Source organism: Ruegeria sp. CH2, assembly GCF_056537065.1.
Map to the genome: position 1 here is coordinate 43,282 of NZ_JBQFQV010000005.1, position 23,370 is coordinate 66,651.

General features: G+C 56.1%; 24 protein-coding genes and 2 pseudogenes. 9 read left to right on the forward strand and 17 right to left on the reverse strand.

All coding sequences use genetic code 11. From position 1 onward, the window contains the following. Nucleotides 1-3: 3 nt before the first annotated feature. The 5 genes from ccoN to ACR0M9_RS09380 form a co-directional block, all read right to left on the reverse strand. Nucleotides 4-1,623, reverse strand: a complete 1,620-nt coding sequence (gene ccoN / locus ACR0M9_RS09360) for a cytochrome-c oxidase, cbb3-type subunit I (RefSeq protein WP_480546798.1) — start codon at nucleotides 1,621-1,623, stop codon at nucleotides 4-6. Continuing rightward, a complete protein-coding gene (locus tag ACR0M9_RS09365; protein ID WP_480546796.1) occupies nucleotides 1,613-1,903 on the reverse strand; it encodes a TehB family protein in 291 nt (96 codons plus the stop codon). Before ACR0M9_RS09365 ends, ccoN begins: the two co-directional genes overlap by 11 nt. Further along, complete coding sequence (locus tag ACR0M9_RS09370; RefSeq protein ID WP_480773413.1) at nucleotides 1,904-2,641, reverse strand: DUF2189 domain-containing protein; 738 nt, start codon at nucleotides 2,639-2,641, stop codon at nucleotides 1,904-1,906. Between the two features lie 91 nt (nucleotides 2,642-2,732). Further along, on the reverse strand, nucleotides 2,733-3,152 hold the full coding sequence (locus ACR0M9_RS09375) for a group III truncated hemoglobin (RefSeq protein WP_480546792.1): 420 nt from the start codon (nucleotides 3,150-3,152) through the stop codon (nucleotides 2,733-2,735). Nucleotides 3,153-3,319: 167 nt separating this feature from the next. After that, nucleotides 3,320-3,778: an Lrp/AsnC family transcriptional regulator gene (locus ACR0M9_RS09380; protein ID WP_480546790.1), complete on the reverse strand. Its 459-nt coding sequence runs from the start codon at nucleotides 3,776-3,778 to the stop codon at nucleotides 3,320-3,322. 165 nt (nucleotides 3,779-3,943) lie between these two features. Between ACR0M9_RS09380 and ilvB the strand changes: the two genes are divergently transcribed. Then, nucleotides 3,944-5,740 carry a biosynthetic-type acetolactate synthase large subunit gene (gene ilvB, locus ACR0M9_RS09385; RefSeq protein ID WP_480773414.1) on the forward strand — a complete coding sequence of 599 codons (1,797 nt, stop codon included), beginning with the start codon at nucleotides 3,944-3,946 and terminating at the stop codon, nucleotides 5,738-5,740. A gap of 220 nt (nucleotides 5,741-5,960) precedes the next feature. Here ilvB and ACR0M9_RS09390 read toward each other — a convergent pair whose 3' ends face one another. Beyond that, on the reverse strand, nucleotides 5,961-6,464 hold the full coding sequence (locus tag ACR0M9_RS09390) for an IS66 family transposase (protein WP_480546786.1): 504 nt from the start codon (nucleotides 6,462-6,464) through the stop codon (nucleotides 5,961-5,963). 30 nt (nucleotides 6,465-6,494) lie between these two features. Between ACR0M9_RS09390 and ACR0M9_RS09395 the strand changes: the two genes are divergently transcribed. After that, nucleotides 6,495-7,427: an IS5 family transposase gene (locus ACR0M9_RS09395; RefSeq protein ID WP_480773415.1), complete on the forward strand. Its 933-nt coding sequence runs from the start codon at nucleotides 6,495-6,497 to the stop codon at nucleotides 7,425-7,427. A gap of 307 nt (nucleotides 7,428-7,734) precedes the next feature. Here the strand turns inward: ACR0M9_RS09395 and ACR0M9_RS09400 are convergent, their stop codons facing one another. The 3 genes from ACR0M9_RS09400 to ACR0M9_RS09410 all read right to left on the reverse strand — a co-directional run bounded on the left by ACR0M9_RS09400 (nucleotide 7,735) and on the right by ACR0M9_RS09410 (nucleotide 10,462). After that, the gene (locus tag ACR0M9_RS09400; RefSeq protein ID WP_480773416.1) at nucleotides 7,735-8,760 is read right to left on the reverse strand and encodes an IS110 family RNA-guided transposase; all 1,026 of its coding nucleotides are present in this window, start codon (nucleotides 8,758-8,760) and stop codon (nucleotides 7,735-7,737) included. Between the two features lie 166 nt (nucleotides 8,761-8,926). Further along, a complete protein-coding gene (locus ACR0M9_RS09405; RefSeq protein ID WP_480546782.1) occupies nucleotides 8,927-9,382 on the reverse strand; it encodes a GNAT family N-acetyltransferase in 456 nt (151 codons plus the stop codon). A 96-nt stretch (nucleotides 9,383-9,478) separates the two neighbouring features. Beyond that, a complete protein-coding gene (locus ACR0M9_RS09410) occupies nucleotides 9,479-10,462 on the reverse strand; it encodes an aldo/keto reductase (protein ID WP_480773417.1) in 984 nt (327 codons plus the stop codon). 76 nt (nucleotides 10,463-10,538) lie between these two features. Between ACR0M9_RS09410 and ACR0M9_RS09415 the strand changes: the two genes are divergently transcribed. The 4 genes and pseudogenes from ACR0M9_RS09415 to ACR0M9_RS09430 all read left to right on the forward strand — a co-directional run. Beyond that, on the forward strand, nucleotides 10,539-11,462 hold the full coding sequence (locus ACR0M9_RS09415) for a LysR family transcriptional regulator (protein WP_480546778.1): 924 nt from the start codon (nucleotides 10,539-10,541) through the stop codon (nucleotides 11,460-11,462). Between the two features lie 213 nt (nucleotides 11,463-11,675). After that, complete coding sequence (locus ACR0M9_RS09420; protein WP_480546776.1) at nucleotides 11,676-13,058, forward strand: transposase; 1,383 nt, start codon at nucleotides 11,676-11,678, stop codon at nucleotides 13,056-13,058. A 372-nt stretch (nucleotides 13,059-13,430) separates the two neighbouring features. Beyond that, nucleotides 13,431-13,724, forward strand: coding sequence for a transposase (locus tag ACR0M9_RS09425; protein WP_480773418.1), 294 nt, complete (start codon nucleotides 13,431-13,433; stop codon nucleotides 13,722-13,724). Nucleotides 13,725-13,849: 125 nt separating this feature from the next. Beyond that, nucleotides 13,850-13,939 (forward strand): annotated as a pseudogene (locus ACR0M9_RS09430) (hypothetical protein); the annotation flags it as partial. An 84-nt stretch (nucleotides 13,940-14,023) separates the two neighbouring features. On the opposite strand, the pseudogene ACR0M9_RS09435 reads toward ACR0M9_RS09430, so the two are convergent. The 3 genes and pseudogenes from ACR0M9_RS09435 to ACR0M9_RS09445 form a co-directional block, all read right to left on the reverse strand. Then, nucleotides 14,024-14,875 (reverse strand): annotated as a pseudogene (locus ACR0M9_RS09435) (FAD-binding protein); the annotation flags it as partial. Nucleotides 14,876-14,881: 6 nt separating this feature from the next. Further along, nucleotides 14,882-15,934 carry a quinolinate synthase NadA gene (gene nadA, locus ACR0M9_RS09440; RefSeq protein WP_480773419.1) on the reverse strand — a complete coding sequence of 351 codons (1,053 nt, stop codon included), beginning with the start codon at nucleotides 15,932-15,934 and terminating at the stop codon, nucleotides 14,882-14,884. An 83-nt stretch (nucleotides 15,935-16,017) separates the two neighbouring features. Next, complete coding sequence (locus tag ACR0M9_RS09445) at nucleotides 16,018-16,464, reverse strand: universal stress protein (protein ID WP_480546770.1); 447 nt, start codon at nucleotides 16,462-16,464, stop codon at nucleotides 16,018-16,020. A gap of 142 nt (nucleotides 16,465-16,606) precedes the next feature. Between ACR0M9_RS09445 and ACR0M9_RS09450 the strand changes: the two genes are divergently transcribed. The 3 genes from ACR0M9_RS09450 to ACR0M9_RS09460 all read left to right on the forward strand — a co-directional run bounded on the left by ACR0M9_RS09450 (nucleotide 16,607) and on the right by ACR0M9_RS09460 (nucleotide 18,330). Then, nucleotides 16,607-17,119, forward strand: a complete 513-nt coding sequence (locus tag ACR0M9_RS09450) for an Lrp/AsnC ligand binding domain-containing protein (protein WP_480546768.1) — start codon at nucleotides 16,607-16,609, stop codon at nucleotides 17,117-17,119. A 308-nt stretch (nucleotides 17,120-17,427) separates the two neighbouring features. Next, nucleotides 17,428-17,850, forward strand: coding sequence for an N-acetyltransferase family protein (locus tag ACR0M9_RS09455; RefSeq protein ID WP_480546766.1), 423 nt, complete (start codon nucleotides 17,428-17,430; stop codon nucleotides 17,848-17,850). 90 nt (nucleotides 17,851-17,940) lie between these two features. Beyond that, nucleotides 17,941-18,330 carry a hypothetical protein gene (locus tag ACR0M9_RS09460; RefSeq protein WP_480546764.1) on the forward strand — a complete coding sequence of 130 codons (390 nt, stop codon included), beginning with the start codon at nucleotides 17,941-17,943 and terminating at the stop codon, nucleotides 18,328-18,330. A gap of 45 nt (nucleotides 18,331-18,375) precedes the next feature. On the opposite strand, the gene ACR0M9_RS09465 is transcribed toward ACR0M9_RS09460, so the two are convergent. The 5 genes from ACR0M9_RS09465 to ACR0M9_RS09485 form a co-directional block, all read right to left on the reverse strand. Beyond that, the gene (locus tag ACR0M9_RS09465) at nucleotides 18,376-19,221 is read right to left on the reverse strand and encodes an SDR family oxidoreductase (RefSeq protein ID WP_480773420.1); all 846 of its coding nucleotides are present in this window, start codon (nucleotides 19,219-19,221) and stop codon (nucleotides 18,376-18,378) included. Between the two features lie 118 nt (nucleotides 19,222-19,339). Then, complete coding sequence (panB, locus tag ACR0M9_RS09470) at nucleotides 19,340-20,170, reverse strand: 3-methyl-2-oxobutanoate hydroxymethyltransferase (RefSeq protein WP_480546760.1); 831 nt, start codon at nucleotides 20,168-20,170, stop codon at nucleotides 19,340-19,342. Nucleotides 20,171-20,207: 37 nt separating this feature from the next. Next, the gene (locus ACR0M9_RS09475) at nucleotides 20,208-20,978 is read right to left on the reverse strand and encodes an enoyl-CoA hydratase-related protein (protein WP_480546758.1); all 771 of its coding nucleotides are present in this window, start codon (nucleotides 20,976-20,978) and stop codon (nucleotides 20,208-20,210) included. Between the two features lie 64 nt (nucleotides 20,979-21,042). Further along, nucleotides 21,043-22,356: a branched-chain amino acid ABC transporter permease gene (locus tag ACR0M9_RS09480; RefSeq protein WP_480546756.1), complete on the reverse strand. Its 1,314-nt coding sequence runs from the start codon at nucleotides 22,354-22,356 to the stop codon at nucleotides 21,043-21,045. Continuing rightward, on the reverse strand, nucleotides 22,356-23,369 hold the full coding sequence (locus tag ACR0M9_RS09485) for a branched-chain amino acid ABC transporter permease (protein ID WP_480546754.1): 1,014 nt from the start codon (nucleotides 23,367-23,369) through the stop codon (nucleotides 22,356-22,358). Before ACR0M9_RS09485 ends, ACR0M9_RS09480 begins: the two co-directional genes overlap by 1 nt. Between the last annotated feature and the right edge of the window lies 1 nt (nucleotide 23,370).

Sequence of the window (23,370 nt, forward strand, 5' to 3'; positions counted from 1 at the left end):
GCGTTACTCCGCGGGCTGGGCCAAAGGCCCGGTTTGCCGGGTTTCGGATTTCCGCGGCCCGCTTACGGTCATATAGATGTTATAGGCGCCGATACAGGCACCGATCAGGTATAGCAGCCCGCCGACCGCACGGGCGACGTAGTAGGGATGCATCTCAATCACGCTGTCGAGGAAGGAGTAGAGGAAGGCGCCATCACCGTCATAGGTCTGCCACATCAGCGACTGCGTGATACCGCTATTCCACATCGCGCCGACGTAGATCAGCGTGCCCGACAGGGCGAGCCAGAAGTGCCAGGCCTCCAGCTTCATCGAATAGACGCCTTCGCGTTTCCAGACCCAGGGCACCATCTTGTACATGGCGCCAAAGGTGATGAAAGCCACCCAGCCCAGGGCGCCCGCATGCACATGGCCCACGGTCCAATCTGTATAGTGGCTCAGCGAGTTCACCGGGCGGATCGCCATAAAGGAACCTTCAAAGGTGGAGAGACCATAGAACAGAATGGCGACCATCATGAAGCGTACGGCAGGGTCAGTGCGCACCTTGTCCCAGGCGCCGTTGATCGTAAGGATGCCGTTGAAGACCGAGGCCCAGCTGGGCACCAGCAGGATGATCGACATGGTCATGCCAAGGTACTGAACCCAATCCGGCAGCGCCGTGTAATGCAGGTGGTGCGAGCCGGCCCACAGGTACAGGAAGGTGATCCCCCAGAATCCGACGATCGACATCCGGTAGGAGTAAACGGGCCGGTTCACCGCTTTGGGCAGGAAGTAGTACAGCATCCCCAGGAAACCGGCCGTCAGCAGGAAGCCGACCGCATTGTGGCCGTACCACCACTGCGTCATCGCATCCTGGGTACCGGCAAACAGAGAGTAGCTTTTGGGATAGGCGATCGAGACCGGTACCGACAGGTTGTTCACCGTGTGCAGCATCGCAATCACCACGATGAAGGCAAGGTAATACCAGTTGGCCACATAGATATGCGGCTCAGCCCGCCGCGCCAGCGTGCGCAGATACAGGGTCAGGTAGCCGACCCAAACCACCAGCAGCAGCAGGTCCGCATACCATTCCGGTTCGGCGTATTCCTTGGACTGGGTGATGCCCAGCGGGTAGCCCGAGGCCGCCACCACCAGGAACAGATTGTAGCCCCAGAACACCAGCCAGGGCAGCGTTTCGCTGGCCAGCCGCGCGCGCGAGGTCCGCTGCACCACGTAGAAGGACGTTGCAATCAGCGCGTTGCCGCCAAAGCCAAAAATGACGGCGGAAGTATGCACCGGCCGCAGCCGCCCGAAATTCGACCAGGACATGTCGCGGTTAAGCGACGGAATGGCCAGCTGCCAGGCAAGAATGTCACCAACAGCAAAACCGATGATCCCCCAGATCAAGGCGGCAATGACACCGTAGCGGATGACCTTGTCGTTATACTCTAACGGCACATCTCCCGGTCCGTCGCTGACCCGGTTCAGCATCCACATGATGCCCCAGCCCGCGGCCAGCGCAATCACCCAGCCATGCAGCACATAGCCCAGCGGCACGCCCCAGCCCAGGATGGCAAGCCCACCCAGAAGCACCGCAAACAGAGCGCCGAAAATGACACCATCCTCAATGCCCAGATCACGCGACATCGGATACCCCCTGCCGGTGAAACCGGATCTCGAACGCCACAACGCCAAGCGCCTCGACCGAATGTACTTCCTGCGGGGCAAAGACGGCGGTTCCGCCCGTTTCAACAATCACCCCTGCCTTGTCTTCCCGCCGGAACAGCAGCCGACCGCTTTGCACCGCCAATACGCCCCAGACGCCTGCCTTGGTGCAATGATCCTTGCGTAGTTTCTCTGGAAGGGTGTCCTGCGTGAAACGCGAGGTGGCGTAATGCACCGCGCCCTTGGGAAGAGCCTCAGCCATTCATGCATCTCCATGGAACAGATCCGCATAGGCATGCCAGCTAGCATAGCCAAGCAGCGGAAAGACAATCGCAAGCCCCAACAACCCGGTCAGAATGCCCAGGGCGGTCAGAAAGGTGATGGCAGCGCCCCACCAGACGCAGAGCCAGAAGTTATGGGTGGCCGCATTGAAGCTCAGCCCCATGGCCGAGAAACCGTCGATGTCGCGGTCCACCAGCATCGGAAGCGAAAAGGCCGAGACCGCAAAGCCGAGCGCCGCAAACAGCCCGCCCGTCAGCGAACCCGTCACCATCAGCACCCAGCCTTGCTGCGTGCTGAGCAGCAGTTGCAGCGTTTCGGTGAAACCGGCAAAGGGGCGCAGCCCATAGACAATGGCAAACAGCACCGTGGCGGCCCGGATCCAGGTCAGGGCAAAGATCATCAGGATGGCCCCCACCAGCGCGATCTGCCCTTTCGAGGCCACCTCCCGCTTGCCACGCGCCACCGCATAAAGCCCAACCGTGGCAACCGGCCCGATCAGCACCCCGCCCGCAAGCAGCGGTAGCAGCATCCAGCCAGTCCCGCTCGCTGATAGAAGCCAGATCAATGCCCAGCCCCCTAGAACCAGTGCGATCCCGTAACCAAGGGAAAATCCGGGGTTTGCACGCAGATCCCGCCATCCGGCGATCAGCCAGCGCTGCACCACCTGCCCCGGATCCTCCTGGATCACCCTTGCCTTGGAATAGACGCCAGCAGTCATCTTCGCCTCTCCTTATCGCCGTTCCTGACAGAATGACGGTTTCGATCCCTAGAACACCTGGCAGTAGTCACCCGGCAATCGACCCGGGGTGTTACCTCAGAACGGGCGGCGCCCCCTCGGGTTTGCGGAAGTTCTCGATCCCGTAGGACAACCCCTTGCCGATGCGGTCGGCCAGGCTTGCAAATGCCGCGGCCGTTTCCGGTTTCAGCTCGCGATGTGCGGTATCCCGGAACAAATCCAGCCACAGCGGGAAATGCTCTGGCTTGATCGCCGCATTGGCCAAGTGCACTTGCATTGGATTGCCCAAATAGCCCGGCTCGCGCAGGATTGCGCCCCGCCAGAAGGCTTCAATCTTCGCCTCATGTGCCGGCCAGTCACCAATGACAGCGTTGAAAACGGGCCCCAGCTCTTCATGTTTGCGGATCCGGGCATAGAAGCTTGCAACCAGCTTGCGGATCTCTGCAGCGGTAATTTCGAACATCTGAGGCATCTGAGACTGTGCGCCATCCATGAGAAACTCTCCTTCCTAGCGGTTTCACAGATGCCACATATATTAGGTATCATCAATACCTATTATGGCATCTTCGTCTGATGGATACGAAGGAAGCGGATCGGGCTCCCCCGATTTTCCATCATGTGTAGCAGTAGCCGCCAGTTGCGAAATGAGACGCTACCCAGTCATATCGGAAGTGCAGTCTCGTATTTGATCTGATCGAGAGCAATCGAAGATCGAATACTAGAGATCCCCTCAAATGGCGTAAGCCTTTCAAGTATAAATGTTTTCAGGTGGTCTACATCTCGCATTACCAGCCGCAACAGGTAGTCGGAATCCCCTGTCATCAAATGACATTCCAAGACTTCTCTCCAACCGCGAACCGCAGTGGCAAATGCGGCGAGGACTTTGTCATCCTGACGAGTCATCGTGACATGGATAAACACGTTCAGGTCCAATCCAACCTTAACAGGATCCAACAAGGTCACATGACGCTTTATCAACCCTGACTCGGTCAAGGATTTGACCCTGGCTAGGCACGGCGATGCAGATAGTCCGACCTTGGATGCAAGATTCACGTTTGAAATCTTAGCGTTGCGTTGCAGTTCCTCCAGGATTCTGATGTCAAAGCTGTCCAGGTCCATCGTCGCCTACTCAAATTCTAATTCTGCGAGAAACTAACGCAGAAGATTCCTCATTTTTCCCCTTATACAGCATTTTCTGCTGAAAAATCCGAAAATCATCTCAAGCAAAGAGGAAAGTTCCGCACCGGCCCGCGGATAATGTGGGAACATAGAAGGTTTCCCGCCATGAACATCCGCCCTGAAAGCTTACGCCCAGTGCGCACCAAGAAAGTGCAGTTGGACTCGCCCAGCGTTTCCAACTGTGACCGAAACATCCTGACCGGAGCGAGAGTTATTGTCGACGCTTTGATCAAGCTCGGTGTTGACAAGATATTCGGGTATCCGGGTGGCGCTGTCCTGCCGATCTATGACGAGATTTTCAGTCACAGCCAGATTGATCACATCCTGGTCCGTCACGAGCAGGCAGCGGTGCACGCAGCCGTAGGCTATGCTCGCTCAACAGGTAAGCCGGGAGTCGTTTTGGTAACGTCGGGCCCTGGCGTGACGAACACAGTCACTGGATTGGCCGATGCGATGATGGACAGCATTCCCGTTGTGGTTCTGTGCGGTCAGGTGCCAACATTCATGATTGGAACAGATGCCTTCCAGGAAGCAGACGCTATGGGAATCACACGCCCCTGCACCAAGCACAACTGGCAAATCACTGCGACTGACCAAGTAGAAGAGACTATTTGGAGCGCCTTTGAGGTGGCAACAACCGGGCGGCCGGGCCCGGTGTTGATTGAAATCCCAAAAGACGTTCAGGTTGGGACCGTCTCGGCGCGGGCTAACCCAGTCCGTTCGAAAAGAAAGAGCACCTCCGGGGGCATCAGCCTGGATATGGTTGAACCACTTGTGCGCGAGATCGAAACCGCGAAACGACCGGTTTTCTACACCGGTGGCGGAGTTATCAACTCTGGTCCCGCCGCATCGCGCGAATTGCGCCAGCTTGTCGAGATGACCGGGTTTCCCATCACATCCACCCTGATGGGGTTGGGCGCCTATCCCGGCTCTGGCCAGAAATGGCTGGGCATGTTGGGATTGCACGGCCTCTATGAGGCAAACATGGCGGTTCATGATTGCGATTTGCTGATCAATATTGGCGCGCGATTTGACAACCGTGTAACAGGAGAAATCACAAGCTTCGCACCGCACGCCCGAAAAGTTCATATCGACATCGATCCGACGTCAATTAACAAGATCATCCAGACGGACATCCCGATCGTGGGCGATGTTGCCACCGTTCTGGCAGCTGTCCTCAATGTCTGGAAAGCGCGTGGGGCGAGAACCAACACAGAGGCATTGTCGGATTGGTGGGATCAGATTTCGGCGTGGAAAGGGCTGAACTGTCTGGGCTTTGACCAGCAGGGGCCGACCATCAAGCCTCAGTTTGCCCTGTCTCGGCTGGAGGCCCTGACCCGTGAGGCTGACCGGTATATCTGCACCGAGGTTGGCCAGCACCAGATGTGGGCGGCACAATACATGACATTCGACGCCCCCAATCGCTGGATGACATCCGGAGGGTTGGGCACCATGGGATATGGCTTTCCGGCCTCCATCGGTGTTCAGATGGCGCACCCCGAAAGTCTTGTTATCAATGTCGCGGGTGAAGCATCCTGGATGATGAACATGCAGGAATTGGGGACGGCGGTTCAATATAGATTGCCAGTAAAGCAATTCATTCTGAACAACAGTCGTCTGGGCATGGTCGATCAGTTGCAACAGATGTCGACCGGCAATTGTTTCGACACCTCCTGGTCAGGATCATTGCCGGATTTCGTCAAGTTCTCTGAAGCCTATGGCGTTAAAGGAATTCGCTGTGATGACCCGGATCAGCTGGATGCGGCAATTATTGAGATGCTGGAGCATGATGGGCCAGTTGTGTTTGATTGTCGTGTTGCAAAAGACGAACAGGTCTTTCCGATGATCAAACCGGGCAAGCCGCACAACGAAATGATCCTAGCTCGGGCGCAGTTGTCCTGAAATGGTGACCAACATTTTGAAACTCTGATCGAGGTCGTGAGCCAACTGTGGCCCTGGAAACTTTGGGACGCGGCCGTCTCACCAAAGACTGGCAAAACGGGAATGCCCCTCCTCGATCCCGTTTAAGGAAGACGGCCCTTACATTTCGACGAAGCTCAAATTCAGCAAGTGTGGCAACTGAGCAGTTGCCAGGTTTTGTGTAAGCGCTTCGGCGCCCCCGCTACACGGCGCGGCTTGACGAGAGAGAGAAGTTCCAGGGCATAAGGTCGTCGATGCGGCTTTTGGGATGACCGTCGAGCAACGCGCGCAGCGTGTCGGAGAGGTAGCTGACCGGATCGACGTCGCACATTTTGCAGTTCGCGATCAGGCTGGCGAGCAATGCCCAGTTTTCAGCACCAACCTCATGCCCGGCGAAGAGCGCATTTTTCCGTGTTAGAGCAATTTTCCTGATCTGGTTCTCGACCGGGTTGGTGTCCAGTTCCAGACGGCCATCTTCCAGGAACCGCGTCAGTCCGGGCCAACGCGTCAGGGTGTAGTGGATGTCCTCGGCAAGCTTGGACGAACGCGGAATGCGCGACAGCTGCGCCTCGAGCCAGGGCCTGAAGGCCGCGATGACCGGCGCGGAGAGTGCGCACCGGGCGGCAAGCCGGGCTTCAGCAGGCAGGCCGCGCACGGATTTCTCGACGGCATAGGCTCTGTTGCACAAATTCCGTGTGGGATTCATCTCATGAATCCAGCGTGGTAGCTGGGATGCATGAGCAGACCTACACCCCCGACCTACAGGACCAGGAACTGGCCAGCCTACAATGAAGCGCTCAAGCGCCGCGGCTCGCTGACGATCTGGTTTGACCCTGAGATGAGCTGGGATGCCGCGCCGACAGGCAGGCGTGGCCGCCAGCAGACCTACAGCGATGTCGCCATCCAGACATGCCTTTCGATGAAGGTGCTGTTCGGCATGGCGCTTCGGCAGACGACAGGCTTCGTCGAAAGCCTGCTGCGGCTGGTCGGCATCGACTGGTCGGTGCCTGACTTCAGCACGCTGTCCCGCCGCCAGAAGACCCTGGCCGTAAACATCCCGTATCGCGGGTCGAAGGGCCTACTGCACCTGCTGATCGACAGCACGGGCATCAAGGTCGAGGGCGAAGGCGAGTGGCACGCCCGCAAGCATGGTGGCTCCAAACGGCGGGTCTGGCGCAAGATCCACTTGGGGATTGATGAGGAAACGCTGGAGGTTCGGGCCGTAGAGATCACAGGGAACCATATCGGCGATGCGCCGGTGTTACCCGACCTGCTCAACCAGATCCCCGCGTACGAGCAGATCAGCAGCGTCACTGCCGACGGTGCCTACGACACCCGCAAATGCCACGATGCAATCGCTGACCGCGGCGCCCACGCTGTCATCCCGCCCCGCAAGAACGCCAAACCGTGGAAGACCGTCACCGCCGGCGCGGTCGCACGAAACGAAGCACTGCGGGCATCGAAATACCTCGGTCGTGCCCTCTGGCGGCGATGGAGCGGATACCACCGTCGAAGCCGCGTCGAAACGAAGATGCATTGCGTGAAACTGCTGGGGCAGCGCCTCATGGCGCGGGACTTCGACCGACAGGTCGCGGAGCTTCAGGTCCGTATCGCCGTTCTGAACGGCTACACTGCGCTCGGCATCCCTGTCACAGAGCCCGTGGGATAAGTCTGTCCGGGGAAAGGGGAACACCGGCCATCAGCCGATTTGTGCAACATGTGTAGACGCCCTAAACGCAAGAGGTAATTTTGGTCGGCATTTAATCCCGGCTCGGGTACTGACATGTGTTCGGCCTGTAGCGCGGCGAATTGACATGCCGCTGGCCCGTATGGTGTTAGCAGATCAGGCCCAATTCAGAGCCACGTGCTCGAAGCACTCTGTTGCAAGCTGGTTTTCCTGATCCGATCTTTCGATCCGGTTGCCATACCGCCTCAGTCCTCTTCCGTTTCCGCCGTCTCACAGTTGTGCACGCGTGTTAGGCGAGCGCAACCGGAGCCCGGTAGACTTCTCCTTTGGTCATAATGGCCCAAACAATTCGCGCCATCTTATTTGCCAGGGCGACGCGAACCAGTAGAGGTGGTTTGCGCTCGATCATACGGGCAAGCCAGGGATCTGTTCCCGATTTCTTGCGTGCTCGCCATAGAACCACGCTGTTGGTGCCGATGATCAATAACCGCCTGAGCGAGCGTTCTCCCATCTTTGTCGTCGCCCCGAGACGTTGCTTGCCACCGGTCGAATGTTGCCGGGGTACAAGGCCGAGCCAGGCGGCGAAGTCGCGCCCTCGACGGAACGATTCAGGCGGAGGCGCAAGGGCAACCAACGCAGTGGCGATGAGCGGCCCGATACCCGGCACTGTCATCAGTCGGCGCGCCATTTCGTTGTTCCGCGCGCGGCGGGCTATCTCCGCATCCAGTTCTCGTATCTGGCTGTTCAACCGGGTCAGCATTTCAATCAACCCATTCAGGCAAGCCTGCGCCGCTTCCGGTAACGCGGTCTCACAATCTTCCACCATATCGACCAGCTTGCGAATGTTGCGGGCCCCCTGCGGAGCCACGTGACCCAGCTCTCCAAGGTGGCCTCGCAGGGCATTGATCAGCTGTGTGCGTTGCCGAACCAGAAGTTCCCGAGCCCGAAACACCATTGCTGCGCTCTGGGTCTCCTCGCTTTTCACGGGGACAAAACGCATGGTGGGACGGCTCGCAGCCTCACAGATGGCCTCCGCATCAGCGGCATCGTTTTTCTGCCGCTTCACAAACGGTTTCACATACGCAGGTGGGATGAGCCTGACATCGTGACCAAGGCGACCAATCTCCCGGCCCCAGTAATGCGCGCTGGAGCAAGCCTCCATCGCAACCACGCATCTCGGCAGCGTGGCAAAAAACTCAAGGACCTGACCTCTGCGCAGTTTCTTCCGCAGAATAGGGTGACCTGAGTGATCTGCTCCGTGCACCTGGAAAACGTTCTTCGCCAAATCCAGGCCAATCATGCTAATCTCTTCCATAGACGCCTCCAATCAGGTTGTTTGCAAACCCACAATGGCACATCGAGGCCAGCGGGGGCGTCTACACCTTCAGAGCCCTTCACTGAAGACCTGTGCCCATTCACTGGAAAGATCAGACATGGCCGCATAACTAAGACAAATCAGCCTCCGGCAAACTCGGCGCGGTTCACAAGACGAATTGCGTCATGCCTGCACCTAACTGGTCAGTGGGGCGCTGTTGAAACCCAAAGTACTGGTAAAATGCCTCCTTACCCTTCGCAGACATTAAACCAATCGTCGCACCGGTCGCAGCGCGCGCCAATGACTCTTCCAGGAGCTTTGACACGATTTGCCTCCCGATTGAACGATTCCGATGGGTCGGTAGCACGATGATATCTTGGAGGTAGAAATACAGCACCCCATCCCCAACGACGCGCCCCATGCCAATGAGACGGTCCCCTTCAAAAACCGACAGATCAATAACACTTCGCTTCAAGGCTACTGTCGCTGTTTCGCGGCTTATCTCGCCCCACCCGCAGTCAGAACGCAGCTTTACGAAAGCCTCTGGTTTTGGAGGGACAAGTAGATAAGAAATCCGATTATTTGGCAAAGCTATACCTTCTGCTGCAAGGATTTTCTGCACTTTGTCGCACTATGCGGACATTGGCACAAGCGTAGTGAAAGCGCGGGTTGTCCCGCGCAGCGGCCATCGCCTGCGATAACGGTTCGGCGGACCGGCTCATGCGTCCACCCCTTTCATGCCCTCTTCGGTGTAGCGGGCACCGGATGTCGGGAGGGCGGCAAGCCCCTGTTCGATCTTCTGAAGGTCCGCATCGTTCAGGCTGACGTCCACGGCAGCAGAGTTGTCGCGCAGGTAGGCGATCCGCTTCGTGCCAGGGATCGGAACGATGTCGTCTCCCTGTGCCAGCAGCCACGCCAACGACAACTGGGCCGTAGTGCAGCCATTGCGCGCGGCGATCCGGCCTACCAGGTCCGCGATGTGCTTGTTGGAGGCTATGGCCTCCGTCTGGAATCGCGGCAACGAGGCGCGGAAATCTCCATCCTCGAACTCGGCTCCATCCTGAAACCGTCCGGTGAGAAACCCACGCCCCAGCGGCGAATACGGCACGAACCCGATACCCAATTCACGGCAGGCGGGCAGAACCTCGGCTTCGACCCCGCGCGACCAGAGAGAATATTCGGTCTGCACGGCAGTGACAGGATGCACGGCATGGGCGCGGCGCAAGGTCGCGGCGCTGACTTCGCAAAGACCGATCCGGTCGATCTTGCCTTCCTCGACCAGCCGCGAAAGGCCGCCCATCGTCTCCTCGATGTCTTGGTCCCGGTCGATCCGGTGGACGTAATAGAGGTCGATTCGCTCCACCCCGAGACGCTTCAGCGATCCCTCGCAGGCCGCTCTCGCATAGTCCGGACTATTGTCGAGGCTGCGCCGGTATTCACCAGGCGCGCGGACGATTCCGAACTTGGTCGCGATCTTGGGTCGAGCTTTTGATTGGCTCAAAAATGCACCGATCAGCTCTTCGTTGTGGTGCGGCCCATACATGTCGGCAGTGTCGAAAAAGTCGACGCCCAGAGCTATCGCCTCGTACAGCACCCGCATCGACATCTCATCGTCGCGCGGGCCGTAGAACTCACTCATCCCCATACAACCGAGGCCGATGGCCGAAACCTCGAAGCCTTTTCCCAGTGTCCGATGTTCCATGCCGCTCTCCTTTGCAGATTTCCTTGTCTGTTGACGTGAGAAGTGGCATCTCCAATTAACGATAAACACTGCTGATATGGGTAAGGAGATTTCCAAAATCGGAAAGAGACTGACAGATACCCTCGTCTGGGACGACATCCGCGCTTTCTTGGCCGTTGCGCGCGTCGGCACATTGAGCGGCGCGGCCGGGCACATGGGACTGGGACTTGCCACTGTGTCGCGACGGATCGAACGACTGGAGGCGGCAGTCGGCCAGCCGCTCTTCCTGCGCCAACAATCGGGTTACAGGCTGACTGACGATGGCACGGCCTTGGTAGAACGAGCGGAAGAGATGGAGGCGGCGGCCCTGTCGCTTACCTCCGGACTGCGGCAGGACGCGGTTGTTTCGGGCTCTGTGCGGCTGGCCACGGCGGAAAACCTCGCGACCGGCCTGATCCTGCCAGAGCTTGCGCGGCTCCGGGCAGAATATCCGCAACTGACCCTGGAGATCGTGACGGACATTGCTACGGTCAATCTGCACCGTCGCGATGCCGACATCGCGCTTCGCATGGTGAAGCCGGAGCGCGGCAACGTCACGCGGCAACGATTGGGCACACTGGGCTACGGTCTATACGGTGCGCCCGGTTATGTCACCGCGCGAAGCGAGGCTATGGATGCGAGCGCATTCGACGCCGACGATTTCATCGACTGGTCTGACACCTATGCCAGTCTTCCTGCTGCTCAATGGATCGAAAGGGTGCTCAAAGGCCGAGCGCCTGCAATCAGGACGACCTCGCTTGCGACCCAGATCACCGCTTGCGCGAGCGGTCTCGGACTGGCCGTCCTGCCGCATTTCCTGGCTCGACCCCATGATCTGATCTGTCTCGATGCCGACCTTGGGATCGACCAGTCGATCTGGCTCGTAACCCAGTCCGACCTCGCCCAGTCCCGCCGCGTTCGCGTGGTGGCTGATTTCCTTCGTGACCTCGTCAAGCGACACGGCGCTGCGTTGAGCGGATGAAGCAATTGGCACTCATGTCAGGCGCTATTATGGACAAAACTCAGACGTTTTTGTCCCCGGCGCTAACCACCGTTTTCGCCGTCTTGATCTAGTTACTGCCATTCGTTCGTCACGCGGCGAAAGCTATCGAAGAGCCGATTGTGTTGAAAAACTCCTGCTTGATCGAGGCTTGATTGGCTGATTCAATTCTCTCCACGGGCGGGAGGATTGGCGATGATGGGACCGAAGCAGGAAGCGCAGGCGGCTTTGTTCTATGAATTCTCGCTGGAAGATCATGTCCCGCAAGATCACCTGCTGCGGTCTATTGATCGGTTCATTGATCTCAGCAGTGTTCGCGCGCACCTGTCGGATTTCTACAGCCACACTGGCCGCCCATCCATCGATCCTGAGTTGTTGCTCCGGATGTTGTTGGTCGGATACTGCTTTGGCATCCGTTCCGAGCGGCGGCTCTGCGAAGAAGTACATCTAAACCTGGCCTATCGCTGGTTTTGCCGCCTCGATTTGACCGACCGTATCCCGGACCACTCTACCTTTTCCAAGAACCGCCACAGCCGCTTCAGGGAGAGTGATCTGCTGCGCCATGTCTTCGAAACGACCGTCGCGCGCTGCATGGAAGAAGGCTTGGTCGGCGGCCAGGGCTTCGCTGTCGATGCCAGTTTGATCAGCGCGGATGTTCAGAAGCAGAACTCGAGCAATCCCGAGGATTGGGCGGCCCGTGAGATTGATCCCGTAGAGGCGCCCCGTGCTGTGCGCGAGTACCTCGACACCCTGGGCGATGAGGCGTTCGGTGCCGCGACTGCAGCCAAGCCCAAGTTCACCGCGCATGCTGACCCTGCCAGCCAATGGACGGCAGCGCGTAAAGGCCCCGCGTTCTTTGCCTATTCTGACAACTACCTGATCGACACGGACCACGGGATCATCGTGGACGTCGACGCCAGCCGTTCGAACAAGACCGCCGAAGTGGGCGCAATGCGCAAGATGCTCGACCGTACCGAAGAGCGCTTTGGTCTGAAGCCGGATTGGATTGCAGCTGATACCGAGTATGGTGCCGCCGATAATCTGGTTTGGTTGACACTGAAGCGAAAAATCCTGCCGTTCATTCCGGTCTTTGACAAAGGCGAACGCAAGGACGGCACCTTCTCGCGGTCCGACTTCACCTGGGACGATGAGAACGACCGCTACATCTGCCCGGGTGGTAAGGAGATGCGGCACACTTGGCGGACCTATTCTGATCCAAAGCGGATTGCGCCTGTTTGGAAAGCTAGAAACTATCGGCCATTGAAGTCGGACTGCTCAGGATGCGAGTTGAAGGCAAAGTGCTGTCCCAAAGCCGAAACGCGTTCAGTCCATCGCGAGAAGTACGAAGTCGTTAGAGACTTTGCACGCCAATGCACCGCTTCCAAGTTCAATCCGAAAGCTCAGGCGCGACGCAAGAAGGTCGAAATGCTCTTCGCACATCTCAAACGCATCCTCGGCCTCGGACGGCTCCGACTACGAGGCCCATGCGGCGTTCAAGACGAATTTACCCTCGCAGCAACCGCCCAGAACCTTCGGAAGCTGGCGAAACTCAAGCCAATAAGGCCCACCACGGGCTAAAAACAGGACCAGGCACCACTCGGCCAACAAAATCAGCGCTGTAGTTCAACGCGCTATGTCAAAAGCAACGACTTTTTCAACGAAATCAGCCCAAAGTGACAAATGCTGCGAAGCGCACAGGCGGCAGCAGTTGCGCAGATAGCTGCCTTTGATACGTCACCCGAACAGACACTACTGAAAAGAGAAAACAATCGGCACACATCTTGGTATAAGGTGACTGCTAGAGCAGTTTCGAATAGCCTTTGATATCAACCTGTTTTTGAAGGCAATTGTTGATGACTACCAAGCCGACTGAGCTACCCCCCGAAATTCGGACACTGACATAAGCTACGAATTGCAGTCTGCTGATCTTCGACGAGAAGGAGATCAGAGATGTCGAAACGGAAGCAGCACGCACCCGAGTTCAAGGCGAAGGTCGCGCTGGAAGCCCTGAAGGGTGAGGAGACGGCGGCCGAATTGGCGAGCCGATTTGGGGAGCATCCGACGATGATCCATCAATGGAAGCGAGCCCTGCTCGAAGGCGCGTCCGGGGTGTTCCAGCGCGGAGGCAGCAGGAAGCCCGAGTTTGACGAAGAGCAGGTGAAGGAGCTGCACGCCAAAATCGGGGAGCTGGCGGTGGCCAACTCTTTTTTGGAACGAAAGCTGAAGCCTTGGGGCGGGAAGTGAGGCGCGGTATGATCGAGTCTGACCACCCACAACTGTCCATCGGACAGCAGTGCAAGCTACTGTCGATCGCACGCTCGTCCTTCTATTACACCCCCAAGGGCGAGACGGAGCAGAACCTGGGCCTGATGCGGCGGATTGATAAGCAGTTCTTGGAGACGCCGTTCTTCGGTGTCCGCCAGATGACCTGGTACCTGCGCAATGACGGGCACCTCGTGAACGAGAAGCGGATACGTCGGCTGATGCGCCTTATGGGGCTGATGCCGATCTACCAGAAGCCCAATACCAGCAGGCCAGCGAAGGGACACAACATCACGCGGGGCCAATTCGGCATCCTTGTGGATCGCTTGCATGAAGCGGTCGCCATGTTTGTTGATCAGGATCGCCCCTTCGCCGCGCAGGGCTTCGGTTGCCAAGGGCGCCGGGTCTTCGCCAACATCCATAGCGGTGGGGTGGAATTGCACAAATTCGGCATCCGAAATCAACGCACCTGCGCGGGCCGCCATACCGATCACCTGTCCTCGAATGCGCGGTGGGTTGGTGGTCAGCGCATAAAGCCCGCCAGACCCGCCACCGGCCAGAAGCATGGCCAGGCTTTCCAGCATCACCGGCGCCGATCGCTCCTGATCCGTAGCCTGGATCGCGACCCCAGTCACCCGCCCTGAATGCACCTGCAAGTCCACTGCCAGGGTGCCTTCCAGCACCTGGATCGAGGGGCAGGAGCGCACTTGTTCAATGAGAACCGCCATGATCTGCGCGCCAGCCTGATCGCCTTTGACACGGACAACACGGGCAAAGCTGTGGGCCGCTTCGCGCGACAACACGAAATCGCCTTGTTCGGTCCGGTCGAAAGGCGTGCCCATGGTGGTGAGGTCAAGGATGTAGTCGCGCGCCTTGCGCGTTACTAGGTCCGCCACTTTCGGATCGACTGTGCCAGCCCCAGCGTTTACCGTGTCTTCAGCGTGGCTTTCCGGGCTGTCCGCCGCGTCGATCGCCGCTGCCACTCCGCCTTGCGCCCAGACCGAACTGGCCCCTTCGCCGAGAACCTCGGGCGAGATCATGACCACCGGCAGGGGTGCCAGTTTCAGTGCGGCGTAAAGCGCGCCCATCCCGGCCCCCACGATAACAACGCGATCCGTGACGATGCGTTTCATGGTTGGTCAGAGACCCAGCTTCTTGGACAGGTCGATCATCGCCTGAACAGATTTGCGCGCCTTTTCGGCCACATCGGCATCCACCTCGACCTGACCTTCCATCGTGTGCAGCACGTAAAGGATCTTTTCCAATGTGATCTTCTTCATGTAAGGGCACATGTTGCAGGGGCCGACAAAGTCGACCTCGGGCAGGTTATCGGCAATGTTGGATGCCATCGAGCATTCGGTGATCAGCATCGCTTTTTTAGGCTTCTCGTCGGTCACATATTTCAAAATGCCGCTGGTTGAGCCTGAGAAGTCAGCCTCGGCCACCACGTCAGGCGGGCATTCAGGGTGAGCGATCAGACGCGTGCCCGGGTTCCACTCGCGGAAATCGCGCAGGTCTTGGGCGGTATAGTGTTCATGCACGATGCACGACCCCGGCCAATAGACCACATTTTTGTCGGCCTCTTTGGCCACGTTCTGCGCCAGATACTGGTCGGGCGTCATGATGACGGTGTCACTGTCCATCGCATTCACAATCTGAACCGCATTAGATGATGTGCAGCAGATGTCAGAAGCCGCTTTCACTTCGGCCGTTGTGTTCACATAGGACACGACCGGAGCGCCGGGGTATTTGGCGCGCATCTCCTCAATACCTTCGGCGGTAATGCTCTCAGCCAGTGAGCAGCCAGCCTCCATGTCGGGCATCAGCACGGTTTTCTCAGGACTCAGGATTTTCGAGGTTTCGGCCATGAAATGCACGCCTGCCTGCACTATAACGTCCGCCTCAACCTCACTGGCCTTCATCGCCAGCTGCAGGCTGTCACCCACGAAATCAGACACTCCGTGGAAGATTTCGGGCGTCATGTAGTTGTGGCCCAGGATAACGGCATTCCGCTCTTTCTTCAGCGCATTGATCGCCTTGATGTAAGGCGCGAAGATGGCCCAATCAGGCGGGGTGATGACCCTGCTCATGCGTTTGTAGATGTCAGCCATGGACGCTGCGACATCAGGTGATGGCGCGAGGTCATAATGCTCGGCCAAGACTGTTTCGAAACCCGTGCTGTCCAATTTCATGTCGCAGTCTTTCTAAGTGTGATCGCGTTCAATGGTCTTGAGTATGTCCGATGGGAACTTCAAAGAGTGGATCCATCGCGGCTTCAACTTTTTGGGCCAACCACAGTGACTGGAACTGCGGCGCTCATGACTAGATTGCCGGTAACGCTTCCAAAAATGCGCGCCGAGACGCCCCTTTTTGCTGCACGGTTCACTACTATGAGTCTGGCGTCGTCCTTGATAGCAATTGCGTTCAAGACATCTGCGACGTTTCCGTGCCGCACAGTCCCAACAGCCTCAATGCCTTGCTCACTCACGTAGCTGACAGCCGGTTCCACAATCTTGGCCTTGGCCAGAGCTATCTCTTCTTCGCGCCGTTGATGGCGTTTTTCGTTTTCTTCCACAGTTTGAAAGGAGAAAGGTGACCATTCAATAACGTAGGCTACCTGCAGCGTGCAGCCTCTTACTTGCTTGGCAATTTCAATGGCATGATCAAGCGCTGCGCCGCCAACTTGTTCCCCGTCCAATCCTACTAAAATCTTCATCGACATGTCGTACCTCGCTTTCATTGCGGTTGCTCGTAGCCAAAACCATTCATCAACAGTTCGTCACTACGCGGTTGACCAACAAGGTAGGCATTTTTCTTAGTCTTTGGACCTATTCTTGGATTATTGTTGGTCTAAAAGCCTTTGCATGCAGTCTAAAAGAGGTAAAAATACCGACATGGACAGGAATATAGACTACATAGATATGATGATTCTGGACAAGCTTCAGGAAGAAGGTCGAATTTCGATTGTTCAGTTGGCTGAACATGTCAATCTCACCAAGACGCCTTGTGCAGAAAGAGTGAAACGGCTGGAGCGCGCTGGCTTCATACAAGGGTATTCTGCGCAGGTAGACCCCCACCATTTCGGCCTAAAGCAACTGACCGTTGTACATGTATCTATGACAAGCACCTCCTCCGCCCTACTGAAGGAATTCCGGGCAGCTGTTAGTGCAATGCCAGAGATCGAATGCTGCCTGATGATCTCAGGCAATTTTGATTTTATGCTTCAACTGCGAACCAAGGACGTAAGCGAGCTTCGAGATGTACTTGGAGAAAAAATTAGCGGATTGCCAGGCGTGCTTCACACTCATTCCTTTACAGTAATTGAAACCGTTAAGGACCAATCTCGTTTATCGATCGAGCAAATGCGCAGATGCTAGCACAATACCTTAAATTTTTGAGTTCCTTGTGGCTGCTTGGAGGCGTCATCTAGTGCATCTACATAGAGCCAAGAAGGGAAAGATTAATGTTGCCGTTCTAGTTTCAGAAGGGCCTACCAAGATAAAAGCCACACGAGGAGCCTGGGTGGCAGTTCAATCAAAAATTGCCCCAATACCTGAATCTAAGAACTCAACTATTTTCCCGCCTTTCTGGATATTGTTACTGCAGAAACCGCACAGGCTAGGAAACATGCAAGTTTGGGAAAATGATGATCATACGACCTGCCACAGCCACTGATCTTGACCAGATGAGTAGTCTTCTCTCCGAGATTCTCCATACCTGGCGAAGCTCTCGGTCGGGCACCCCTGAACATATCAAGTCATTCTACATTGATCACCCCGACCAGATATCCTGTTTGGTGGCGCAACTGGATACCGATCGCATCGCTGGGTTTCAGTCATTGAAGAGGGTCGGGCCAAACAATGACTATGGCGTTCCTTCTGGATGGGGGGTGATTGGCACATATGTCGATCTGTCACTTCCCCGACTGGGTGTTGGGCGACGGCTATTTGAAGAAACGCTAAAATGCGCCCAGAATGCAGGGTTGGAATTCATTGATGCAACAATGAAAGAGACTAACGAAAACGCAGTATCCTACTATGAAGCAATGGGATTTCGCACATATCGTACGGAAGGGGAAGTGGTATCAAAATCCTTCGTGCTGCCTTAGAGAGGACAAGAGGCTTCTGTCCGACACAATATTCCATTTGATCGTTACAGATTTAACCCTCCAACCCTGTAATATCGAAAAAGGAACCAGATGACAAAGCACGAACTACGATCTCTAATTTCAAACGTAGAAAGCATTGAGAAGTTGCCATTTATTGTACCGGACCTTGGACCTTGGCAGGGTGAAGAATTGGAAACCCTATGGTACAATCAATTCGCTAGGTCACTGGCTGAACTCTATCACAATAAAGAGTTGGACTATGGTCTCGCTAACCGGATTGCAAATGAGTTATGGCAGGATGTAACGGCTAGGTTTTCTGAATACTCCGAAAGCACAAAGAAAGTTCCAATCCCTGAGGCCGTCTCAATTGTGTACGAAGCATTTGATCTGGGCGAGGAGCGTTTTTTACACGAACCCGATTGGCAAATCTCCGCGAATGAGCTGACCCATGGGATCATCTCCAGTTTTCTGCGTCAATGAAACTAAGCGCGAACAACGGATCAGGGGCCAGAACGTCGCCCAGGATTACATATTCGGCGCGGGAACAAGGATATCGGAAACTTGCTTTAGAAAATTCTGACGATTCTGGAGTTCCATACTCTTGAACATGGTCAACGCATCGCGCCCGCTTGGAGTATGCACAGGTTGATCAGATATCAGGCAAGAGTAAACATGATCTGCCACCTCTTGCGGGTCAGGTTCTTCGCCTCTCATCTTGTTTGATGAGTTCTGGGCAGCTTGCTTGCGGGCGTTCAGCGTCGCCGCCAGATTTGATATCTGCTCGTCTCCTCGATCTGTTCGAACATTTGCAGCTCTCGCAAATCCGGTTTGGGTGTAGGCGCCAGGGGCCACACTGAACAACCGAACTCCGAGAGGCGCATATTCCAAGGCCATCGCTTCGGTCAGCCCAACCAGCGCATGCTTGCTCGCCGAGTAAACAGAGTTTCCTGGCAACCCCATGTAGCCCGCAAGGGACGTCACATTGACAATCGTCCCATACCCTGCAGCGCGCATCGACGGCAGCGCCTCGCGCATCACGTTCATTGCACCAAATACATTGGTTTCGAACATTGTTTTGATCTCATCCAGAGCGAATTGCTCAAAGACCCCTACGCCACCGAAGCCGGCACTGTTGACGACGGCATGTATTGTTCCGAACCGATCTCTGCCGTTCGCGAATGCCTTACCAATACTCTGCGGATCTGTGACATCCATGCGCTCAAGAAGAAGTCTTTGTCCTGGATGCAGATCCAGTTCCTTTTGGGGAGCACGCATGGTTGCAACAACATTCCAGCCGTTCTTCCAGCAGGTTCTGGCAATCTTCTTTCCAAACCCACTGGAACATCCAGTCACTAGAACGGTATTTGTCATGATAAGGTCTTTCTGGTTTTGCGGTTGATGAGACCATGGCCAGCCGGCCCATCTTCCACTCTCAGTGCGTTGAGGTTGTAGCAAAGGGCTTGGGCGGCACACACAAACCCCATGGCGATTATTCTCGAGGCTGGCTCTCGATTAGGTCACTCCCAGAAGCATTCTCGGCAAACATATGCTCCTCTGCGGGAAACTTTCGCGCGCGGACTTCGCGTGCGTACTGTTCAATAGCTTCGGACGCAGACTGGCCCAATTCAGCAAAGCGTTTCACGAACTTGGGTTTGAACTCTGCAAATATCCCAAGCATATCGTCCAACACCAAAATCTGCCCATCACATCCATTCGATGCGCCGATGCCAATCGTCGGAATTTGGATGTCCTTTGTAATCCGATTAGCCAGATTTCGTGGGATCTTTTCAAGCACGACCGCAAACGCACCAGCGTCAGCAACTGCACGCGCTGCCGTAACCACTTGATCTGCCTGTTCATTACGCCCTTGAACTTTGTAACCACCTAGGGTGTTGACCGATTGCGGTGTCAGTCCGACATGCCCCACGACCGGGATACCGCGCTGGACCAAAAAACGAATAGTGTCGGCCATTTCCTCTCCGCCCTCGAGCTTCACGGCTCCTGCATCTGCTTCGACCATGAGCCTTACGGCATTGCCAAATGCCTGTTCCGGGCTGCGTTCGTAGCACCCAAAAGGCAAGTCGATGACCATCAAGGCGGAACTGAGGCCCCTTGCAACAGCTTTGCCATGCATAATCATCATCTCAAGGCTCACGCCAAGCGTGTCGTCTAGCCCGTGAACCGTCATGCCCAGACTGTCGCCGACCAGAACAAAATCGCAGTGATTATCCATGAGCTTGGCCATCGGCGTGGAGTACGCAGTCAGGCTAACAATGGGGGTTCGCCCTTTTTGTGCACGAATATCATCAACCGTTTTCATGGGTTTGAACCTTTCAGGGTGTCCATTTTCACCAGCATCAGCCTTTGCGGAAGTCGGGTGCACGTTTTTCCAGAAAAGCTGCCATTCCCTCCCTCTGGTCATGTGTGCCGAAGAGCGAATGAAAGATACGCCGCTCAAAGAAAAGCCCTTCACTCAGGCTAACTTCCTCCGCACGGTTGACAGAATCCCGCACGAGAGCCGCAGTGGGCCGGGAGTAGCTCGTAATCGTCCGGGCAGCTTTCAAGGCTGTGTCGACAACATCGGCATCCGGGACAACACGCGCGACAAGCCCTGATCGTACTGCTTCGTCCGCATCCATCATCCGCCCGGTCAAGTGCATGTCCATAGAAAGGGACCGCCCTACAAGTCGCGTCATTCGTTGGGTTCCACCAAGCCCCGGAATCACGCCAAGTTTGATTTCAGGCTGCGCAAACTTGGCACTCTCACCAGCGATAGCGAAATCACACATCATCATCAGTTCACAACCACCACCAAGGGCATACCCGTTTACAGCGGCAATTTTCGGGGTTCGGAATTTTGCAAAGGCTTCCCATTCAACAAAGAAGTCCCGCGCGGCCATATCCTCATAGGTCAATTCTGCCATCTCCATGATGTCCGCACCTGCCGCGAAAGCCTTCTCATTGCCGGTAAGCACGAAGCAGCCGACGGAGGGATCTTCATCAAATTCGGCAAGCGTCGTGAGAAGCTCTTTCGCGATTTGACCATTTAGGGCGTTTAGTTGCTTGGGCCTGTTCAACCTGATCAGCACGACGCCATCGATTTGCGAAACTTCGATAGTCTCAGTCATCTTCTTCACCTTGCATGTAAGTATTGTTTGGTGTGCCCCCTTGCGGCGGCACACCAATCGCCTGTCAGGAACTCAGCTGCCTTTCCGGCAGAAGTCCTTTCGGCCGGAACTGAAGGGCCAAGAGCAAAATGATACCCATTGTTATGAGTCTCATATGCGCTGCAGAGTTCAGCAGATGTATTCGAAGGGAGCTGTCGTCGGCCATTCCCGAGGTCACCAGGTCAATAAACGCCAAACCAAGAGGCTCCGCTTCAACCCAGAAGAACCAGATCAGGAACCCACCCAGGATTGCGCCCCAATTATTCCCAGACCCTCCGATGATTACCATTACCCAGATTAGGAAGGTAAAGCGCAGCGGTTGGTAAGAAGAGGGTGTCAGCTGTCCATCCAAAGTCGTCAGCATGGCACCGGCGAATCCGACAACCATTGACCCAACGACAAACACCTGAAGGTGCCGCATCTTCACATCTTTGCCCATTGCCTTGGCAGACACTTCATTGTCGCGAATGGCGCGCATCATCCGACCCCAAGGGGATCGAAGGGCCCGCTCAGCCAAAACCACGAGGATTGCCAGTACAACAACAAACAATGCGGCATAGCAGAGCTTCACCACAATACTTGCAGCAAGGGCCGGATCAGCTCCGATTGATGCAACGTTTTCCTGAAACAAGCTGCTTGCCTGAAGTTCGACCTCGTAAGGTACCGGCCGCGGTATGCCCACCACGTTCTTCACGCCTCGGGTCAACCAATCTTCATGCTTGAGAAAAGCCACAATTATTTCGGAAATCCCAAGTGTTGCAATCGCTAGATAATCGGACCTGAGCCCAAGCGTGATCTTTCCGATCACCCAAGCCGCCAAGCCTGCGAGAATGCCGCCGACGGGCCAGGCAATAAGAACGGGCAGGCCAAAACCACCAAGATATCCGGTACTGGCCGCATCAGTGTTTTCGATCACATGCGTGACAGGATCAAAGAAAATCCTGAGCAATACATAGCCCCCGATCACGATATATGCGACAACTGCATTCCTAAGCCACCCCCGGGGCAGCAATCGGAAGGCCGCCACAGTGGCCACAAGACCTCCGATCAGCAATGCCACGCCAACCCAAAGACCGACTCCTGCGGCCTTGATCGTTGCCTCAACCGGCGGCATGGCAATGACAGTCACCGCCAGGCCACCCAAAGCAGCAAACCCCATGATCCCCACATTGAACAGCCCGGCATATCCCCATTGAATATTGACACCAAGCGCCATGATCGAAGAGATCAGACACAGGTTGAGGATGTTCAGGGCAACGTTCCAGCTTTGAAGGACGCCCACACCAAGGATCAGGACAGCCACCACCATCATAGCCAGAATATTTTGATACTTTTCCATCAAACCGCACTCCCCTTGAATAGACCCCTTGGGCGAACAAGCAGCACCAGCAGCAAAATCAGGAAGCTGACCGCGAATTTGTAGTTTGTGGATAGGAGTTGGAAAACGCTTTCAGGTGCCCAGCCGTCAGGCCCCAGATAAACGAAGAACTTGCGGTAAACGTAGGTCACCATGATCTCAGAGAAGGCCACAACGAACCCTCCGGCTATGGCCCCCAGTGGACTGCCGAGACCACCTACAATTGCAGAAGCAAAGATTGGCAGCAGCAGCTGAAAGTAAGTGAAGGGTTTGAAACTCTTATCCAAACCGTAAAGCGTGCCTGCAATCGTTGCCAAAACCGCAACCAACATCCAGGTGATCATCACAACACGATCCGGGTTAATGCCCGACAGGAGGGCCAGATCCTCATTGTCCGAATAAGCCCGCATGGACTTGCCTGCTCTCGTTCGATTGAGAAACCAAAAAAGCACGGCCACAACTATGACAGCGGTGATAATGGTCAGCGCCTGGCTGGTCCGGATTCCAAGCCCTTCCGCAAGCCCTGTCGCCTCCCTGAACTCTCGCGCGGTGACGAGAAAACGCACACCATCGGCAAACCTCTGATCGTCCGGACCGATCACGAACCGAACCACACCATTCAGAATGAACATGATGCCTACGGATCCGATCAAGAAGATTATCGGCGCAGCCTTGGATTTCCGGTAGTTTCGATAGATCAACCTGTCGCTCAGCAGCACCAATAGCATGCATCCTGCGATCCCAATTGGCAGGGCCAGCAAAGCCGTGGGTAGCAGCCCCAAGTTTGTCCCCTGCCCCTGCAACCACCAGGTCGTCAAGATTACAATCATGGTTCCAAACGCCATCGTGTCGCCATGAGCAAAATTCGAAAACCTGAGGACACCATAGACAAGGGTTACCCCTAGCGCGCCCAAGGCCAGCTGGCACCCGTAGGCAACGGCGGGCAACAGAGTGAAGTTGGTCAACAGGACCAATGCATTCAGGACATCTTCCATA

What these genes read in the sequence shown, in the direction of transcription:
- ACR0M9_RS09400 (WP_480773416.1), bottom strand. Translation starts at nt 8,760, where the DNA reads ATGGAAGAGATTAGCATGATTGGCCTGGATTTGGCGAAGAACGTTTTC.
- ACR0M9_RS09480 (WP_480546756.1), bottom strand. Translation starts at nt 22,356, where the DNA reads ATGGAAAAGTATCAAAATATTCTGGCTATGATGGTGGTGGCTGTCCTG.
- ACR0M9_RS09390 (WP_480546786.1), bottom strand. Translation starts at nt 6,464, where the DNA reads ATGAATCCCACACGGAATTTGTGCAACAGAGCCTATGCCGTCGAGAAA.
- ACR0M9_RS09475 (WP_480546758.1), bottom strand. Translation starts at nt 20,978, where the DNA reads ATGACTGAGACTATCGAAGTTTCGCAAATCGATGGCGTCGTGCTGATC.
- ccoN (WP_480546798.1), bottom strand. Translation starts at nt 1,623, where the DNA reads ATGTCGCGTGATCTGGGCATTGAGGATGGTGTCATTTTCGGCGCTCTG.
- ACR0M9_RS09445 (WP_480546770.1), bottom strand. Translation starts at nt 16,464, where the DNA reads ATGTCGATGAAGATTTTAGTAGGATTGGACGGGGAACAAGTTGGCGGC.
- ACR0M9_RS09465 (WP_480773420.1), bottom strand. Translation starts at nt 19,221, where the DNA reads ATGACAAATACCGTTCTAGTGACTGGATGTTCCAGTGGGTTTGGAAAG.
- panB (WP_480546760.1), bottom strand. Translation starts at nt 20,170, where the DNA reads ATGAAAACGGTTGATGATATTCGTGCACAAAAAGGGCGAACCCCCATT.
- ACR0M9_RS09455 (WP_480546766.1), top strand. Translation starts at nt 17,428, where the DNA reads ATGAGTAGTCTTCTCTCCGAGATTCTCCATACCTGGCGAAGCTCTCGG.
- ACR0M9_RS09370 (WP_480773413.1), bottom strand. Translation starts at nt 2,641, where the DNA reads ATGACTGCTGGCGTCTATTCCAAGGCAAGGGTGATCCAGGAGGATCCG.
- ACR0M9_RS09450 (WP_480546768.1), top strand. Translation starts at nt 16,607, where the DNA reads ATGCAGTCTAAAAGAGGTAAAAATACCGACATGGACAGGAATATAGAC.
- ilvB (WP_480773414.1), top strand. Translation starts at nt 3,944, where the DNA reads ATGAACATCCGCCCTGAAAGCTTACGCCCAGTGCGCACCAAGAAAGTG.
- ACR0M9_RS09425 (WP_480773418.1), top strand. Translation starts at nt 13,431, where the DNA reads ATGTCGAAACGGAAGCAGCACGCACCCGAGTTCAAGGCGAAGGTCGCG.
- ACR0M9_RS09420 (WP_480546776.1), top strand. Translation starts at nt 11,676, where the DNA reads ATGATGGGACCGAAGCAGGAAGCGCAGGCGGCTTTGTTCTATGAATTC.
- ACR0M9_RS09380 (WP_480546790.1), bottom strand. Translation starts at nt 3,778, where the DNA reads ATGGACCTGGACAGCTTTGACATCAGAATCCTGGAGGAACTGCAACGC.
- ACR0M9_RS09415 (WP_480546778.1), top strand. Translation starts at nt 10,539, where the DNA reads ATGGGTAAGGAGATTTCCAAAATCGGAAAGAGACTGACAGATACCCTC.
- ACR0M9_RS09410 (WP_480773417.1), bottom strand. Translation starts at nt 10,462, where the DNA reads ATGGAACATCGGACACTGGGAAAAGGCTTCGAGGTTTCGGCCATCGGC.
- nadA (WP_480773419.1), bottom strand. Translation starts at nt 15,934, where the DNA reads ATGAAATTGGACAGCACGGGTTTCGAAACAGTCTTGGCCGAGCATTAT.
- ACR0M9_RS09395 (WP_480773415.1), top strand. Translation starts at nt 6,495, where the DNA reads ATGAGCAGACCTACACCCCCGACCTACAGGACCAGGAACTGGCCAGCC.
- ACR0M9_RS09365 (WP_480546796.1), bottom strand. Translation starts at nt 1,903, where the DNA reads ATGGCTGAGGCTCTTCCCAAGGGCGCGGTGCATTACGCCACCTCGCGT.
- ACR0M9_RS09460 (WP_480546764.1), top strand. Translation starts at nt 17,941, where the DNA reads ATGACAAAGCACGAACTACGATCTCTAATTTCAAACGTAGAAAGCATT.
- ACR0M9_RS09375 (WP_480546792.1), bottom strand. Translation starts at nt 3,152, where the DNA reads ATGGATGGCGCACAGTCTCAGATGCCTCAGATGTTCGAAATTACCGCT.
- ACR0M9_RS09485 (WP_480546754.1), bottom strand. Translation starts at nt 23,369, where the DNA reads ATGGAAGATGTCCTGAATGCATTGGTCCTGTTGACCAACTTCACTCTG.